At 38.5% G+C, this 15,633-nt stretch carries 15 protein-coding genes; 1 reads left to right on the top strand and 14 read right to left on the bottom strand.

Annotation, left to right across the window (positions count from 1 at the left end):
- The 6 genes from AC3B5D_RS02250 to AC3B5D_RS02225 are packed head-to-tail and all read right to left on the bottom strand — an operon-like array spanning position 1 to position 4,354.
- The gene (locus AC3B5D_RS02250; RefSeq protein ID WP_489839720.1) at positions 1-768 is read right to left on the bottom strand and encodes a pseudouridine synthase; all 768 of its coding nucleotides are present in this window, start codon (positions 766-768) and stop codon (positions 1-3) included.
- Complete coding sequence (gene scpB / locus AC3B5D_RS02245) at positions 768-1,409, bottom strand: SMC-Scp complex subunit ScpB (RefSeq protein ID WP_489839721.1); 642 nt, start codon at positions 1,407-1,409, stop codon at positions 768-770. The genes AC3B5D_RS02250 and scpB overlap by 1 nt, the downstream gene beginning before the upstream one ends.
- Positions 1,399-2,187: a segregation and condensation protein A gene (locus AC3B5D_RS02240; RefSeq protein WP_489839722.1), complete on the bottom strand. Its 789-nt coding sequence runs from the start codon at positions 2,185-2,187 to the stop codon at positions 1,399-1,401. Before AC3B5D_RS02240 ends, scpB begins: the two co-directional genes overlap by 11 nt.
- Positions 2,184-2,549 carry a reductase gene (locus tag AC3B5D_RS02235; protein WP_489839723.1) on the bottom strand — a complete coding sequence of 122 codons (366 nt, stop codon included), beginning with the start codon at positions 2,547-2,549 and terminating at the stop codon, positions 2,184-2,186. The genes AC3B5D_RS02240 and AC3B5D_RS02235 overlap by 4 nt, the downstream gene beginning before the upstream one ends.
- Positions 2,550-2,571: 22 nt before the next feature.
- Complete coding sequence (gene xerD / locus AC3B5D_RS02230) at positions 2,572-3,480, bottom strand: site-specific tyrosine recombinase XerD (RefSeq protein ID WP_489839724.1); 909 nt, start codon at positions 3,478-3,480, stop codon at positions 2,572-2,574.
- Between the two features lies 1 nt (position 3,481).
- A complete protein-coding gene (locus AC3B5D_RS02225) occupies positions 3,482-4,354 on the bottom strand; it encodes a CvfB family protein (RefSeq protein ID WP_489839725.1) in 873 nt (290 codons plus the stop codon).
- Between the two features lie 240 nt (positions 4,355-4,594).
- Between AC3B5D_RS02225 and AC3B5D_RS02220 the strand changes: the two genes are divergently transcribed.
- Positions 4,595-5,146: a hypothetical protein gene (locus AC3B5D_RS02220; protein ID WP_489839726.1), complete on the top strand. Its 552-nt coding sequence runs from the start codon at positions 4,595-4,597 to the stop codon at positions 5,144-5,146.
- A 115-nt stretch (positions 5,147-5,261) separates the two neighbouring features.
- Here AC3B5D_RS02220 and AC3B5D_RS02215 read toward each other — a convergent pair whose 3' ends face one another.
- From AC3B5D_RS02215 to AC3B5D_RS02180, 8 genes are all read right to left on the bottom strand, one after another.
- On the bottom strand, positions 5,262-6,227 hold the full coding sequence (locus AC3B5D_RS02215) for a cation:proton antiporter (protein WP_489839727.1): 966 nt from the start codon (positions 6,225-6,227) through the stop codon (positions 5,262-5,264).
- A gap of 85 nt (positions 6,228-6,312) precedes the next feature.
- A complete protein-coding gene (locus tag AC3B5D_RS02210) occupies positions 6,313-6,489 on the bottom strand; it encodes a type II toxin-antitoxin system RelB/DinJ family antitoxin (protein ID WP_489839728.1) in 177 nt (58 codons plus the stop codon).
- A 138-nt stretch (positions 6,490-6,627) separates the two neighbouring features.
- Positions 6,628-7,074, bottom strand: coding sequence for a D-aminoacyl-tRNA deacylase (gene dtd / locus AC3B5D_RS02205; protein ID WP_489839729.1), 447 nt, complete (start codon positions 7,072-7,074; stop codon positions 6,628-6,630).
- Positions 7,074-9,305, bottom strand: a complete 2,232-nt coding sequence (locus AC3B5D_RS02200) for a RelA/SpoT family protein (RefSeq protein WP_489839730.1) — start codon at positions 9,303-9,305, stop codon at positions 7,074-7,076. The genes dtd and AC3B5D_RS02200 overlap by 1 nt, the downstream gene beginning before the upstream one ends.
- 157 nt (positions 9,306-9,462) lie before the next feature.
- Positions 9,463-12,828 (bottom strand): DNA polymerase III subunit alpha, encoded by a 3,366-nt coding sequence (locus AC3B5D_RS02195; protein ID WP_489839731.1) that lies wholly within the window; start codon positions 12,826-12,828, stop codon positions 9,463-9,465.
- A 127-nt stretch (positions 12,829-12,955) separates the two neighbouring features.
- Positions 12,956-13,144, bottom strand: coding sequence for a YjzD family protein (locus AC3B5D_RS02190; RefSeq protein WP_489839732.1), 189 nt, complete (start codon positions 13,142-13,144; stop codon positions 12,956-12,958).
- 99 nt (positions 13,145-13,243) lie between these two features.
- Positions 13,244-13,738 (bottom strand): dihydrofolate reductase, encoded by a 495-nt coding sequence (locus tag AC3B5D_RS02185; protein ID WP_489839733.1) that lies wholly within the window; start codon positions 13,736-13,738, stop codon positions 13,244-13,246.
- The gene (locus AC3B5D_RS02180) at positions 13,738-15,633 is read right to left on the bottom strand and encodes an ABC-F family ATP-binding cassette domain-containing protein (RefSeq protein WP_489839734.1); all 1,896 of its coding nucleotides are present in this window, start codon (positions 15,631-15,633) and stop codon (positions 13,738-13,740) included. The genes AC3B5D_RS02185 and AC3B5D_RS02180 overlap by 1 nt, the downstream gene beginning before the upstream one ends.

Below are 15,633 nucleotides of genomic sequence, written 5' to 3'. Positions count from 1 at the left end.
TTACCAACGTCCAGCTGATTTACGGAACTGGTGACCTGATTTTAATGTTTGCACCTCTTCGTGACGCAATGGTCGATATTCACCAGCTGTCAAACCAGTTAAATCTAGCATACCATAACGTTCACGCGTTAATTTAATAACCTCATAGCCAACCGTACGTAACATCTCTTTGACTTGATGATACTTACCTTCATGAATCGTCAACTTAACGATTGCTGTATGCTTTTTCTTATCTGTTGATAAAATTTCAGCATGTGCTGGGGCTGCACTAAATGTATAATGGCGTCCTTTTTGGACTGTTTTAACAGTCACACCATGACGTAATTTTTCTAAGGCCTCATTTGTTGGAATGCCCTTCACTTTAGCCACATACACCTTATCTATACGATATTTAGGATGCATTAATTTATTCGCTAAATCACCATCGTTCGTTAATAACAATGCACCAGTCGTATCATAATCCAAACGACCAACCGGGTAAACACGCTCAGGCTCATCAACAATATCCATCACTGTTTGTCGTCCCTTATCATCAGAATTGGTCGTTACCACCCCGCGCGGCTTGTTTAACAAAAAATAGACTAATTTTTCTTTTGCTTCAATGGGTGTCCCATTAACTTCGATATGATCACTAGGTTCTACTTTTGTCCCCAGCTCTGTTTTTACTTGGCCATTAACTGTGACTTGACCTGCGGTAATCATTTTTTCAGATGCACGACGTGAAGCCACCCCCGCTTGTGCCATCACTTTTTGTAATCGTTCTGCCATTATTTTTCCTCGTTATTTTCTAAGTCATTCGTCAATTCAGCAATCGTCACATCAAATGAAGATTGCTCATTACCTGTTGGCATTAACGGGATGACTGTCTCTTGATTATTTTGCAAATCTTCTAATGCTTTTGCTGTAACCAAAGGTGGTAATTCGTCCAAATTTGTTAAACCAAAGTAATTCAAAAAATACGACGTTGTCCCATATAAGATAGGTCGCCCCGGTTCGGTAGAACGTCCCTTACTAGTCACCAAATTGCGTAAGACTAACTTTTGAATCGTTGATTGAGATTGCACTCCCCGAATTTCATCCACCTCAATCCTAGTCACTGGTTGTTTATAGGCAATAATTGCCAGTACTTCAAGAGATGCTTGTGACAAAGCAGTTGTTAATGGTGCTGTAAAAAATCGATGAATTGTTTCAGACAAGGTTGTCTTCGTGACTAGTTGATAACGATCATCTGTCTTGAGTATTTCAAAAGCACAACTCTCATCTGACGAATATTTTACTGCTAAATCGTCTAGTAGCCCATTAACAGCTGGCTTTAAAAATTGTGTTGCTGCTGCCAGTTCGCCCAGTGTAATGCCTTCATCCCCTGCAACAAATAACAATCCTTCAATTTGTTGTAAGCTATTCTGCATTGGCCGTTTCTTCCTCTCCTTGTTCATACGGTATTTGACCACATGAAAGATTAATTGTATCAAATAATTTATCCTGCTTCACTTGCAAATGCTGATGTCTGACCAATTCAAGCATCGCCATAAATGTTGTCACGAGCTCATCGCGACTCTTTTTTTCAGAAAACAATTCTTCAAAAGTCAACGTATCCACCGTCGTCATGCGGTCCATGATATGTGACATTTGTTGGTGAATAGACCAGTTGTCATTTCGTAATGATCGCGGCTGTACTTGCTTTTGAAATCTTTTTTTAACTAACTGATCAAATGCTGTTTGTAAATCAGCTAAAGTCAATCCTTCAGGTAAAGGTGCACCATGAATATCGTCAGGAATTGGCATTGGCGCACGTGAAAATTGTAATTGTCGTTCTTCTTCACGTTCACGTAAATCTCCCGCAGCTTGTTGGTAACGTTGGTACTCCAATAATTGCATCATCAATGTTTCGCGAGGATCTGCCTCTTCCGTTACGAACTCAGCCAGATCTTCATCATACTCAAAATTATCATTTTTAGGCAATAAATAGTTGGCTTTAATCGACATCAACGTTGCAGCCATCACTAAAAATTCACCAGCAACATCTAAATCTCTCTCTTGTTCTGCGTGTAAGAAATCTAAGTATTGTGCAGTAATTGCAACAATTGGTATGTCCATAATATCCATCTCATTGACCCGAATGAGGTGTAACAATAAATCCAATGGACCATCAAAATCATCTAAATGATACGTTAATTCTTCACTCATTTTGTTTCTCGCCATTTCGTAACATATTTCTGCGTCGCAATTGATCCCATAATCACTCTGTCTGGATATTGGGACTTTAAAGCTTGATAAATTTCATGACCAAGTCTTAGTTGTTGGCGACGTTGTACTTCAGGACTAAAAACAATTCGTCGAATAACAACCGAATTATAAATTTGTAAAATGCCAAGTAACACCGTAAAGTGATGCGTATCTTCATCACGCCATAACAAAATATGACGACTATCATCTGTTTGGTACCAGTCATACTCTCGCTGCACAGCAGCAATATCTGGTAAGTTTGGGCTATATGATAATAAGCCCATGACAATTTTTGATTGATCTTTACGTACGATAATTAACATATTTTCCTCCAATCAATCCGAACTAGGCTCGAGGATGCGCTTTTTCATAAACTTCAGTTAACCGTTTATTTGAAATATGCGTATAAATCTGTGTGGTTGATATGTCAGCATGCCCCAATAATTCTTGTACAATACGTAAGTCCGCCCCATTTTCTAAAATATGGGTTGCAAAAGAATGACGTAAAGTATGGGGTGATACATCTTTGGTAATGCCTGCTTGTTTGACCCATTGTTTGATTAATTTCCAAATACCCTGACGTGTCAACTGATGACCACGATCATTCAAAAAAATAATATGGGGATCTTGCTGTTTACCTAACAATGGTCGTCCGTCACTTAAATATTGTTTCAACCACTTTGCTGCCACGTCACCAATGGGCACGATCCGTTCTTTGTCCCCTTTTCCAATCGTCTGAATTAACCCTAAATCTAAATGCAGATTGTCTAATCTTAAATTAACTAACTCACTAACGCGCAGACCAGTTGCATACATCACTTCTAGAATCGTCCGATTGCGCAATCCCAGAGGTGTTTTTATATCCGGCACACGTAACAAAGCTTCTACCTCAGATAAAGTTAAAACTGCTGGCAAATGTTGTGCTTTTTTAGGGGAATCAACTTGTAACATCGGATTATGATCAATCATATGGTTCATTTGCAAAAATTCAAAAAATTTTCGTAAAGTTGACACCATGCGAATCACTGTATTACGCGACTTACCTTTTTGTTCTAAAACACCTAAAAAGGCCATAATTGTAAAACGATCAACGTTTGTTAAACTGTTGTATTTTTCAGTCATCAAATATTGAAAAAATTGTGTCAAATCTTGTTGATAAGAATATTTTGTATTAGCTGATAAGCCGCGCTCCACAGTTAAATAATGAAGGTAGTCAACCAAAACGTCCTCAAATGGTCCTACCTGCACTTTCATATTATTCGCCTTCGCTTTCTACTAAAAAGAGTCCTTTTTCATTTTGTGTAATGCGACGTTCCTTATACAATCTACCAACAGCTCGCTTAAATTGTGACTTTGACATGCCAAAGTATTTTTTTATAGCCTTTGGGTCTGACTTGTCCGTAAATGGCAAACTGTGTGTTGCTGATCGCTCCAACAAAGTTAACAGCATTTGCGCATCTTCAGGAATAGCTTCGTATGCTCTTGGACGCAACGACAAATTCAGCACACCATCAGGTCGCACACCAATAACACGTGCTGATAATACTTCACCTAAACGAGGTTCTCTTTGACGTTCATCGGGATGGATAAAGCCAAAGTGATAATCAGACGTAATTACTAATGTACCCACCATTTTTAAACGATACACGGTTGCTTGCACTTGTTTGTTATGCATATTTGTTTTAGCAGGAATTCGCACAGCTTGCAAAATTTCTGGTGTCACTAATTCACCCCATAAACGGTCTTTTTTATCGATACGCAACGTTATCATCAATTTGTCACCGCGTTGTGGCCACAATTCTTTAATTGTTGGTAATTCATCTAATGACACAACGACATCTTTATTTGGCAAACCAATATCAACAAAGACACCTAAGTCTCGACGAATATCTGTCACTGTTCCCCAAGCATAATGTCCTACCCGAACATCAGGGATATTTTTCGTTATTTCTAGTTGGTGTTTCTCATTTTCATAGGCAAAACCTGAAACAAGTCCACCAATTTTTAATGGTTTAATCAGTTCTTCTTTTGCAATTTCATAAGTTTCACCGTTAATTTGCGCATAGTAATAACGATCATTTTCGTCAGTTACTTTAGCCGTAATCACATCACCAAGTTTATGTGTCATTCTATCTCCATCCTTTTACATCAGTTGCATCCGTTGTTATAACAGTCCGATGCCACAGCACTGGTAAAGGTTATTTATAACCAGCATCATAGCGCCAGTAATCTTGTTCACTATATTTAATTATCTTAACAGATATGCATTGGATATGATATATGTAAACCAAATTCTCTCATATATCTCGGCAAAAACATGAATTTTTGCTAAAATGGTTAATATTATCTTGAAAGCGGGTTTATATTTATGAAAGCAATTGGTATGGAACCACAGGTATTAATTGATATCTTAGTTGGTGCCAAAGTTGGTGTGGTGTATCCATTCAATACAGAGCATCGTGGTGATTTAGTTATTACATCGTACGCATTGAAACAAAGTGGCTTACCTTCCAACATGGCTGGTGCTGTTGTGCAATTAGAAAATGTTGAAGAAACTGCGCCAGGTAATTTTGTTTGGCAATTTAATCCAAAAGTAACTTTAATTCGGCCATTTAAAGTGCATGGCACAATGGATTTATTTGACGTTGATGATCAATTAATTCACCCTGAACCAACAAACTGGTTTAACGTTGATGAAGAAAATGCTGGACATGCGAAAATCGGTGCTTGGTTAGATGAGTATTTTACAGCACATCCAGACATAACACATATTCCTCGTACCGAGATTCCTGAGGATATTGCATCATTGGCCGCTTCTTTTGATGATTGGCGAGCAGCTTATTTTAATTTCTTATACAAACCCACTAAAGGTCAAAAACGTGAACTCAGAATGAAACGTTATGATATTGATCCCCTATAAAACAAAAAAAGGTACCGAAGCAACGCAAAGTTGAACTGAACCCCAAAAAATTGGCGTGAAGTTTAAGCAAGCGCAACTTGGTACCTTTTTTTGATTAAATGATCATATAGATCAACTACACTTTTTTCAATAATGGACGTAATAGAATAGGCGCAATAATCGTTGACATGATAATGACAATGACCATATCACCAAAAATATTTTTCGAAATCAACGCTGCATTCAAACCAATTTGTGCAACAACTAACGCCATCTCACCTCGTGACACCATGCCTGCGCCAATTGCCTGAGCGGCAGGTTTATTCAATTTCGCTAAGCGTGCACCCCATTGCGCACCATAGTATTTTGTTATCACTGCTAAAATCGTCAAAATAATAATCAGTGGCCACGTTTTTTGTAACCCATTCAAAGAAATATGCAAACCAATCGAACCAAAGAAAACTGGAAATAGGATCCAAGTACCAACTAAATTTGCCATTTTTAAAATTTGTCCAGATTTAGACAAGCAATTCACCAAAATTCCTAAAATAAAGAACGCAATTGGTAGTAATGTCGTCATACTTAGCCCTTGACCACCAAAAATTAGAACATAGGCACCAACTAATAATAATGCTAATATGTCATCCAATACGGCTGCACCTAGGACAACAGCACCTACCTGTGAACCTAAACGACCCGCTTCACCCAACACACTAATCGTAATTGAAATAGAAGTTGCGGCAAACACAATGCCCCAAAAGATGGCGACATGAAACTCATAGCCCAATATCAGTGCTGTCGCTGAAAAAAGAAGTAATGGCACAATAACACCTAAAACGGCTGTTAAAGTTGCGCCTGTTAGATTGCGCTTTAGTTGACTGACGTCTGTCTCCAAGCCAGCTGTAAACATCAACAGCCACACCCCTAATTCTGACAGTGTTGCAATTGTTGGTCCAGTCGTAACCCAATGTAATAAAGCCGGCCCGACAATAATTCCTGCAATTAATTGGCCAACAACCTCAGCAAAGCCTAGTTTTTTTCCAATATATCCAATCAGTAATGTGATAATAATTAAAATAATGACCTGCCCAATAATCCCCATTAAAGCCTCCAAAAAAAGCGTACACTTCAATTTCTACTGGTTACCCACCCAGAAACTTGAAGCATACGCCCAACCGAAATATTATTTACTTTGATAAATTACGTGAAAATAAGTTGCTAAATGGTGACTCACCAGTATTCGCAACTTGTGTCAAGAAAATCTTGATTGCTGTCTGCGTGGTTAACCCTTGTGACTTAAAAATTTCATCTGCTTTGTCTTTGACACTGTCCTCAACGCGCAATTGAATTAACTTTTCTGCCATAATGCTACTCCCTTCACATTAGTTACTTTGTATGACGATATTATATCATAGTACAGTTTACATGTACCTTAAATATGAATCAAATACTAGCAGTTTTTATACAATTTTGCTAGTTATTACTACTTAAATATGAATCTTTCACTTATTTTCAGTATCAAAAATAATGGTTACTGGTCCATCATTGGTTAATTGAACTTGCATATTAGCCCCAAACTTACCAGTTGCCACTGTCAATCCAGTCTCACGTAATTTCTCATTAAACCGTTGATACATTTGATTGGCATAATCAGGTTGACCAGCTTTAGTAAAGCTTGGTCGATTGCCCTTCTTCGTATCTGCATATAATGTAAATTGTGAAATTGACAAAATTTGACCAGCAACATCATTGATGGATAGATTAAGCTTACCCACTGAATCTTCAAAAACTCTTAATCTTGTAATTTTTCTCACTAAATAATCTAAATCAGCATCAGTATCACTATCTGCAATGCCAACTAATAGCACATAACCTATACCAATTTGTCCGACAATTTTTTCACTAATGGTGACACTTGCCGATGTTACTCTTTGTAAAATGATTTTCATTACTTAAATGCTCGCTTTACTTCATAGACATCCTTAACATTCCGGATGTTTACCATCAACGCCTCAAGTTGTTCCAAATTCTTTATGCCAATACTTAAAGAAATACGCACATCATTATTATGATCTGCCCGACCGTTGACCGAATTCAATGAACGCGTTGTGTTATTGACCATGCGAATCACATCATTTAATAAGCGGTTGCGATTGGTCGCCGAAACTTGTAAATCAGCATCATACTCTGTTTTATTATTGCCATTAGGATTTTCCCAAGCAACATCAACTAAGCGATTACCTTCTACCTCAGCAGCTTTCAAATTAGGACAACCCAATCGGTGAACTGAAACACCACGCCCTTTTGTGACATAACCAATGACTTCATCACCTGGCACTGGCGTACAACAACGCCCTAAGCGCACCAACATATTGTCAACACCTTGAATCACGATTCGATCTTCACGATGACTATTGGGCTTTGCGTTTTTGGGGTTATTTTCAATTGTTTGATGGTGCTCAAGGATCGCCTTTTGTTCTGCTTCTTGCCGTGCTGCTTCAATTTCAGCACGTTTTTCTTCTGTAAAGCGATTCGCAACCCCTTGTGGTTTGATATCGCCAAATCCTAATGAAGCATACATATCATCAACAGCTTGATAATGCATCTTCTCAGCGGCACGCTCTTCATTTTCAGGTTGCATCAACTCTTCAATATTATAACCTTCACTATCCAACCAGTCAGCAACCATCTTTTTCCCGGCCTCAATATTATCGGCTTTATCTTGTTTGCGGAAATATTGCTTGATCTTATTGCGCGCACGACGCGTTGAAACCATAGTTAGCCAATCTCGATTGGGTTGGGCATTAGGGGATGTTAATATTTCCACAATGTCACCCGTTTTAATTGGAAAATCAAGCGGTACCATGCGATCATTCACTTTAGCACCCACTGTATGATTACCAACATTTGTATGGATGGTATAAGCCATATCCAATGGGCCAGCACCCTTTGGCATTTCGATAACATCACCTTTCGGCGTGAAGACAAAGATACGATCTGTAAATAAATCACCTTTGACAGATTCCATAAAATCATCGGCATCTTGGGCATCAGCTTGTAATTCTAAAATACCTTGAATCACATTCAACTTTTGTTGATCAGCATTTTGAACATCTGCTCCGGCAAAATTACCTTCCTTGTATGCCCAGTGTGCCGCGATACCAAACTCAGCAATTTCGTGCATTTGATATGTACGAATTTGTACCTCTAAAGGTCGACCACCTGGACCAATAACAGATGTATGTAGTGACTGATACCCATTGGCTTTTGGTAAAGCAATATAATCTTTAAATCGACCCGGCATTGGTGTCCAACGTGCATGAATAGCACCAAGAACAGCATACGTTTCCGGAATCGTGTCAACTAAAACACGAATTGCTAATAGATCATATATTTCTTCGAAACGTTTATTCTTATCAACCATTTTACGATAAATGGAATAGATATGTTTTGGACGACCATAGACTTCTGTATGTTTCAAATGTAAATCAGTGATAGCATGTTCGATGTCATTGACTGCTTGATCAACAATTTCTAAACGTTCTTGACGACGTAAATTCATTGACTTGGCAATATCATGATAAGCTTCTGGATTCAGATATCGTAACGACATATCCTCGAGTTCCCATTTGATTGTCATGATACCTAAACGATCTGCTAGCGGTGCATATATTTCCAGCGTTTCAGACGCAATACGCCGCTGCTTTTCTTCTCTGAGTGCAGATAACGTCCGCATATTATGCAAACGATCTGCCAATTTGACAATAATGACACGAATATCATGTGACATTGCTAATAATAATTTACGATGATTTTCTGCCAATTGTTCACGGGACGACTTATACTTGATTCTCGATAATTTTGACACACCATCGACAATCACTGCGACATCATGGCCAAATGCTTCTTCAACATCAGTCAGTGTGGCCGTTGTATCTTCAACAACATCATGTAAATATCCAGCAACGACCGTATCTGGGTCCATATGTAATTCGGCCAAAATACCAGCTACCTGAATAGGGTGAATAATATACGGTTCACCAGATTTGCGCCTTTGTTCCTCATGTAAATGGGCTGCAAAATGATAGGCCTTATCAACTTTTTTGACATGCTCATCATTCATATAATCTGCGACTAAGTCATGCACATCTTGTGCTGTCAAATTTTTTACTTCTGCCATAAGAAATCATCCTCTATTTTTAGATTCACGCCGATTGGGATTCATACCCGCAGCATCGCATCTGTTGTCTATCACTCTGAATAGTTAATTTATTCTAACGCATTTCATAGGTGTTTGTATTGTATTTTGCGCTTAATTTCGATATTTGCTAAAAAAATCAATGCTTAAGTTGAAAAACGACGTTATTTTCACCTAATACGGCACGTAACGCACGCATGGTTTCATCATCATCATTCAACCAATATGTTTCATTCAAAGCAACTTTTCGATGATCACGTTCAAACACCATTAAAACAGGATTTGATCCTTGATGTTGTTGTAACGTTTGTTGTAGGACGGGCAGGACACCCGCATCCTCAGCTAATGACATAATTCGTAAGTACCATTGTCCTGTCGTTTGCTGCATTTGTTCATGATTAGTTTGTTGTAAAAACTGGTCGCCATCCACTATCTGATTGGCAATTAGTTGCAATGCATCACGACCACGTTGTTGTTCAATTTTACCTGTAATGATCAACACTTTTTCATTTGTTAGTAAAGGTGCAACTTTTTTAAAGAGATTTGGAAAAATCGTAATTGATAAAGTGCCTGTCAGATCAATGCCATCAATGAAGGCCATTGGATCACCTTTTTTTGTCCGAATTTTTTTGATTGTTTGCAAATAAATAACAACCGTTACTTTGGCCATGCCAACGGTCAAATTTGCGATATCGGTATGCTGCGTTTCTGGCATCGCAGCTAAATAAGGTTCGATTGGGTGCCCACTTAAATAGACACCTAAATAGTCATGCTCATAGGCTAATTTTTCATTTAGTGGAAATTCACTCACTTCACGCATTTTGGGTGTCAATGTTTCAAACAAAGAAATTGACTCACCTGCCAGACCAATTGCATCAATATAACCTTGAAGGGATCCTAGCAGGGTTCGCCGATTAAAACCAAATTCATCCATTGCACCTGAATAAACCAATGGCTCTAATTGTGATACTTTACGATATTTGCTGGGAAGTCGACCAATAAAATTACTCAAATCACGATATTGGCCACCTTCTTGGCGCTCTTGAATAACAGCTTCACGAAAATCACGTCGTAAACCACTAATTGATGCTAAGCCCATTTGCAACTCACCTTGTTTATTCATACTATACCCTTGCCAAGAATGGTTTATGCTTGGGCGCAGAATAGTGACTTGACTTAATTTTGCTTCTGAAATATAAATACTTATTTTTTGACGATCAGCAATCGCATCATTTAGGACTGCCTTATAAAAGGCTGCTGGATAATGGGCTTTAATATACGCTAATTGGAACGCTAATTTTGAATAAGCAACCGCATGTGACCGATTAAATCCATATTGTGCAAAGGTTTCAATATAACTAAAGACTTCTTCTGCAACTTGTTGTTGATGCCCAAGATTTACTGCACCATTGACAAACTTTGATTTCATCGCAGCAATCTTATCATGATCTTTTTTTGACATGGCACGTCGCAATAAGTCCGCTTCCCCTAATGAAAAGCCTGCAAATTTTTCTGCCACACGCATGACTTGCTCTTGATAAACAATAATACCGTAAGTTGGTGCTAAGATGTCGGCCATACTATCATCTGGGACAACTTGAGCCTCTTGATGATGTTTACGGGCCACAAAATGTGGAATATTTTGCATTGGACCTGGTCGAAATAAAGCATTGGCTGCAACGATATCTTCAAAGCTGTCGGGTAGTAGCTGCCGTAAAATATTCTTCATCCCCCCCGATTCAAATTGAAACACGCCATTTGTTAGACCATTCTGAAATAGCCTTAATGTTGCCGCATCATCTAAAGGCACATTGGCAATATTAAATGATTCATGGTCTGGTAACTTTTGAATTTCACGAACGGCAATGTCTAAAATATTTAAATTTGATAATGCCAAGAAATCCATTTTTAACAAACCTAATGCTTCAACTGGACCCTTTGGCAATTGTGTCACCAACCGACCATCTTCACCCAGTTGGACAGGCATGTGATTCACTAACGGTTCAGCTGATAAGACCACTCCTGCAGCATGCAAAGAAGCGTTTCGTGGCAATCCTTCCAACTTTAAAGCTGTTTGATACAGTAATTCACCGTCAACAGGTAAATCGATCAACGCATTACGAAAGGGTAGTGACTCTTCATATGAGGCTTTCAAATTAGCTGTCCCTCGGGGCATTGCTTTTGATAAATGATCAATTTGAGTCGGATTCAAACCAAAGACACGAGCCACATCACGGATAACTGCACGTTGCGCCATTGTTGAAAAAGTAATAATTTGAGCAACCCGTTCATGGCCATAATGTTCATGTAAGTAATCCAAAATTTCTTCCCGTCGATTATCAGGGATATCGATATCAATATCGGGCATTTGTCGTCGTTCTGGATTTAAAAAACGTTCAAACAATAAATCATAGGCAATTGGATCGACATCCGTAATCCAAAGTACATAGGCAACCAGTGAACCGGCAGCTGAACCACGTCCTGGTCCAGTTCGAATCGATTGTTTATGGGCGTAGTTTAAAACATCCCATATAATCAAGAAATAATCTGCAAATCCTAATTCATTAATAATTCGCAATTCTTCTGCTAAACGGGTTTGATATGGTATTGGATCAACATCTAAATCATGTAACCGATTTTTTAAACCAGTTTCAGATAATTCAGCTAAATAGTCCGCTGATGATTGTCCCTGCGGTGTTTCATAACGTGGGACAGTCACTGATGATTGCTCCAATTTAAACGTTGTATGCGCAGCAATCCAATCAGTATTGGTAATCGCCTCTTTTAAATCATGACTTTCATATTCAGCAACCCAATCATGCACCTCTTTCAAGTACGCTGTGGCCGGTTGCTTTTGTGCCAAGCCAACGTTAGCAATGATTTCACCTTGACCAAGTTTTTGAATGACCTGTGCAGAAAATTGATCAGTGGCGTTAGGATAAACCACTTTTTCATTAGCGACTATTCGCGTATTTGTTTGTTGTGCAATGTTTTTGATTGCTTGTACAAGTTCAGTACGCATCTCTGCATTTACGCCTAAAAATACATGATTCGCATCAGTCATCTGGATTAATTTTTGTACTAATGCCTGTGCTTGGTCTGGTTCTGTCCCTAAAATGACCGACAGTTCACCAACACTTGGTAAAATAACGTATAACCCCTCTAAATCATCTTTTAAATCGTTGATCGACAACTTATCATTTGTTGTGTTAAGCAGACTACTGATACGCAACAAATGATGATAGCCTGTTTGATTTTCCACTAATAAAATCAATGGATATGTTTGTGAAGATTTCAAACCAATGAGGGTGACAGTTAATCCTAAAATTGGTTGCATACCTGCACGTGTTGCTGCTTGATAAAAGTCATACATGCCATACAAAACATTTTCATCTGTCATTGCAACTGCTCGATAACCCTTTTCTTGTGCAGCAGTTACTAATTGCTGAGGGGTCATTGGGCTCCGCAACAAACTAAATGCTGTCATGGTTTGTAGTGGTACCATAATAGCCTCCTTCTTGAGATATGTCATTGACTAATATTCAATTTAACTTAATTTCATTATAGCGATTACAAATAAAAAAGACCACCTGTGACAGTGATCTCTTGGTATTTCGTTTGTTAACTAGGTCCTATTTGTCTGCATGTGGTGCAGCTGACTTTGAGATAGCAAGATATGCAATCGTACCAACCATACCGATAACTACAGAAAACAAAGAAGTTGCCGTTGCATTATAAGGTGCACTTTCTAGCGCACTACCAATATAACCAAGCACTTCACCTAAAACAAACGTCCAAACAAACGCTACAATGTACTTCATATCGTTACCTCTTAGCATATTGCCAAAATGTTTTACAGTTTCATTTTACGCTTCACATTCTCATTTGTCACATGTTAATTAGTTCACAGCCGTTTATGTTTAACGCGTATACTTTACTAATCGCCAATCGTAATCATTTTCAGCATCTACGGTACCACTGTCAATTTCTTCTGGGTGCCAAATGGTCGTATCAACAGCTGGCATCTTGACATCTCCGGCAAAATCTGAGTCTAAATAAGTCACATACAATGCGTCTGCTTTATTCAAAAAACTCTCATAAATTGGCTTACCACCAATAATTTGTAACTTAACACCCGCTTGATCTGCGATTTCTTCGGCTTCTTGGACACTATAAACCTTTTGAAAGCCACTGGGTACAACTAACGATCTATCATGCGTTAATACCAAGTTCAGACGCTCTGGTAACGGCCGACCATTGAAACTAGTCATCGTATGACGTCCCATCAATGTTGCCTGATGGATCGTTGCTTGTTTAAAAAAATGCATGTCTGCTTTTTGATGCCAAGGAATGCGCCCATTCATGGCAATCGTACCGTCTGATGTTTGCGCCCAAATCAAATTCTTTTCAGCCATTACGCACCGCCTTCCACGCGTTCCGATAATTCTTCCCAACGATTCATTTTTTCTTCTAATTTTTGATTTGTTTCATCTAATTTTATTTGTAAGTCACCTAGTTTGGTAAAATCAGCTGCATTATCATTCATTTCTGTCTCAATATGATCAATGGTCGTTTCTAACACTGCCATATCATCTTCAATTGTTGTCCATTCTTGTTTCTCTGACCAAGTCAACTTTTTCTTTTTTGGTACTGATGATTCTTTAACAGTAGTTGGCGTTACTGATTTATCCGTTTTTATTGCTAATGTTGGCGCACCATACGTTGCCAAATAGTCACTGAAACGACCATTATATCTAGTAATCTTGCCATTTCCTTTAAAGATCCACAATTTTTCTGCCACTTTATCTAAGAAATAACGATCATGTGATACCGTGATCACAGTCCCAGCAAAAGTGTTTAGATAATCTTCCAATATCGTTAATGTCCCAATATCTAAATCATTTGTCGGTTCATCCAGTAACAAAACATTTGGTTGTTGAATCAATAACTTTAGTAAGTACAGCCGGCGCTTTTCACCACCTGATAGTTGGCGAATCAGTGTCCCATGCATAAATGGTGGAAACAAAAATTGTTCTAGTAATTCAGCCGCTGAAATATGATTGCCATCACGGTCGATCACTTCTTCAGCAACTTCACTCAAGTAAGCAATCACGCGCTTATCTTCTGGAATCGGCTCTGTTATTTGGGTATAATAAGCCATCTTGACCGTCTCACCAATTTCAATAAGACCACTATCTAACGGTTGCTCACCAGCAATGGCATTCAATAAGGTTGATTTTCCAGAACCGTTTGGTCCAGTGATACCAATTCGCTCATTACCTTGCACAAGTTCACTAAAGTCTTTCAAGATAACCAACTGATCAAAGGTTAGATTAGCCTGCTGAATATTAATGACCTTTTTACCTAAACGTGTTTGCCCTAAATTAACTGAAACTTCACCTTCGACTTGACGTGTCCCTTGTTGCGCCTCAAGATCAGCAAAAGCATTTTCACGTGCTTTTTGTTTCGTTGACCGTGCTTTAGCCCCTGCATGCATCCAAGCTAATTCTTTTTTATATAACTGTGCTGATTTGTGTTCAGCAACCGCCTCAGCAGCTACTCGTTCTGCTTTTGCCGTGACATATTTTTCATAATTGCCATGATATTCATACAATTGGCCAAAAGACAATTCGAATATTCGATTAGTCACATTATCCAAGAAATAACGATCATGGGTCACTGTCATAACAGCACCTTTGTAATTTGCCAAATATTTTTCTAACCAGGCAATTGAATCGAAATCTAAATGATTCGTTGGCTCATCTAATAACAATAGATCAGGCGCCTGAATAAGCACTTGCGCTAACCCAACACGCTTACGTTGACCACCAGACAACGCTGAAATTTGTAATTCTAAATTAGGCAAATGTAATTGCGTTAAAATATTTTTCACTTCAGATTCAGCTAACCAGGCATCTTGTTGTGTCATTTGCTGTTCAAGTTTTGTATAACGAGACAACAATTTCTCATCTGCAGGATTTTCTGAGTATGCTGCTAAGGCTGCTTGGTAATCTCTAATCAATTGAAAAACCGGTTGTGCGCCATTGAAAATGGCATCCATGACCTTTTTATCTTCGTCAAGTGGTGGTTCTTGCTGTAAATAACCAATCGTGTAATCATTTGGTGTGTCGACATCCCCACTATCTGCTGGTACTACCTGTGAAATAGCATTTAACAAAGTTGTTTTACCCGTACCATTGACCCCAACGATACCAACACGATCACCAGTTTCAATCAAGAATGATACATTATCCAGTAAAGTTTTTTCACCATAGACACTATGTAAGTTTACTGCTCGCAATTGTTTCAT

It is taken from the genome of Weissella sp. ESL1177 (assembly GCF_058107185.1).
The sequence above is the reverse complement of the archived record's forward strand: the minus strand, read 5'-3'. Positions and strand labels throughout refer to the sequence as shown.

Coding starts and splice junctions, on each gene's coding strand:
- AC3B5D_RS02250 (WP_489839720.1), bottom strand. CDS start 768: ATGGCAGAACGATTACAAAAAGTGATGGCACAAGCGGGGGTGGCTTCA.
- scpB (WP_489839721.1), bottom strand. CDS start 1,409: ATGCAGAATAGCTTACAACAAATTGAAGGATTGTTATTTGTTGCAGGG.
- AC3B5D_RS02240 (WP_489839722.1), bottom strand. CDS start 2,187: ATGAGTGAAGAATTAACGTATCATTTAGATGATTTTGATGGTCCATTG.
- AC3B5D_RS02235 (WP_489839723.1), bottom strand. CDS start 2,549: ATGTTAATTATCGTACGTAAAGATCAATCAAAAATTGTCATGGGCTTA.
- xerD (WP_489839724.1), bottom strand. CDS start 3,480: ATGAAAGTGCAGGTAGGACCATTTGAGGACGTTTTGGTTGACTACCTT.
- AC3B5D_RS02225 (WP_489839725.1), bottom strand. CDS start 4,354: ATGACACATAAACTTGGTGATGTGATTACGGCTAAAGTAACTGACGAA.
- AC3B5D_RS02220 (WP_489839726.1), top strand. CDS start 4,595: ATGAAAGCAATTGGTATGGAACCACAGGTATTAATTGATATCTTAGTT.
- AC3B5D_RS02215 (WP_489839727.1), bottom strand. CDS start 6,227: ATGGGGATTATTGGGCAGGTCATTATTTTAATTATTATCACATTACTG.
- AC3B5D_RS02210 (WP_489839728.1), bottom strand. CDS start 6,489: ATGGCAGAAAAGTTAATTCAATTGCGCGTTGAGGACAGTGTCAAAGAC.
- dtd (WP_489839729.1), bottom strand. CDS start 7,074: ATGAAAATCATTTTACAAAGAGTAACATCGGCAAGTGTCACCATTAGT.
- AC3B5D_RS02200 (WP_489839730.1), bottom strand. CDS start 9,305: ATGGCAGAAGTAAAAAATTTGACAGCACAAGATGTGCATGACTTAGTC.
- AC3B5D_RS02195 (WP_489839731.1), bottom strand. CDS start 12,828: ATGGTACCACTACAAACCATGACAGCATTTAGTTTGTTGCGGAGCCCA.
- AC3B5D_RS02190 (WP_489839732.1), bottom strand. CDS start 13,144: ATGAAGTACATTGTAGCGTTTGTTTGGACGTTTGTTTTAGGTGAAGTG.
- AC3B5D_RS02185 (WP_489839733.1), bottom strand. CDS start 13,738: ATGGCTGAAAAGAATTTGATTTGGGCGCAAACATCAGACGGTACGATT.
- AC3B5D_RS02180 (WP_489839734.1), bottom strand. CDS start 15,633: ATGAAACAATTGCGAGCAGTAAACTTACATAGTGTCTATGGTGAAAAA.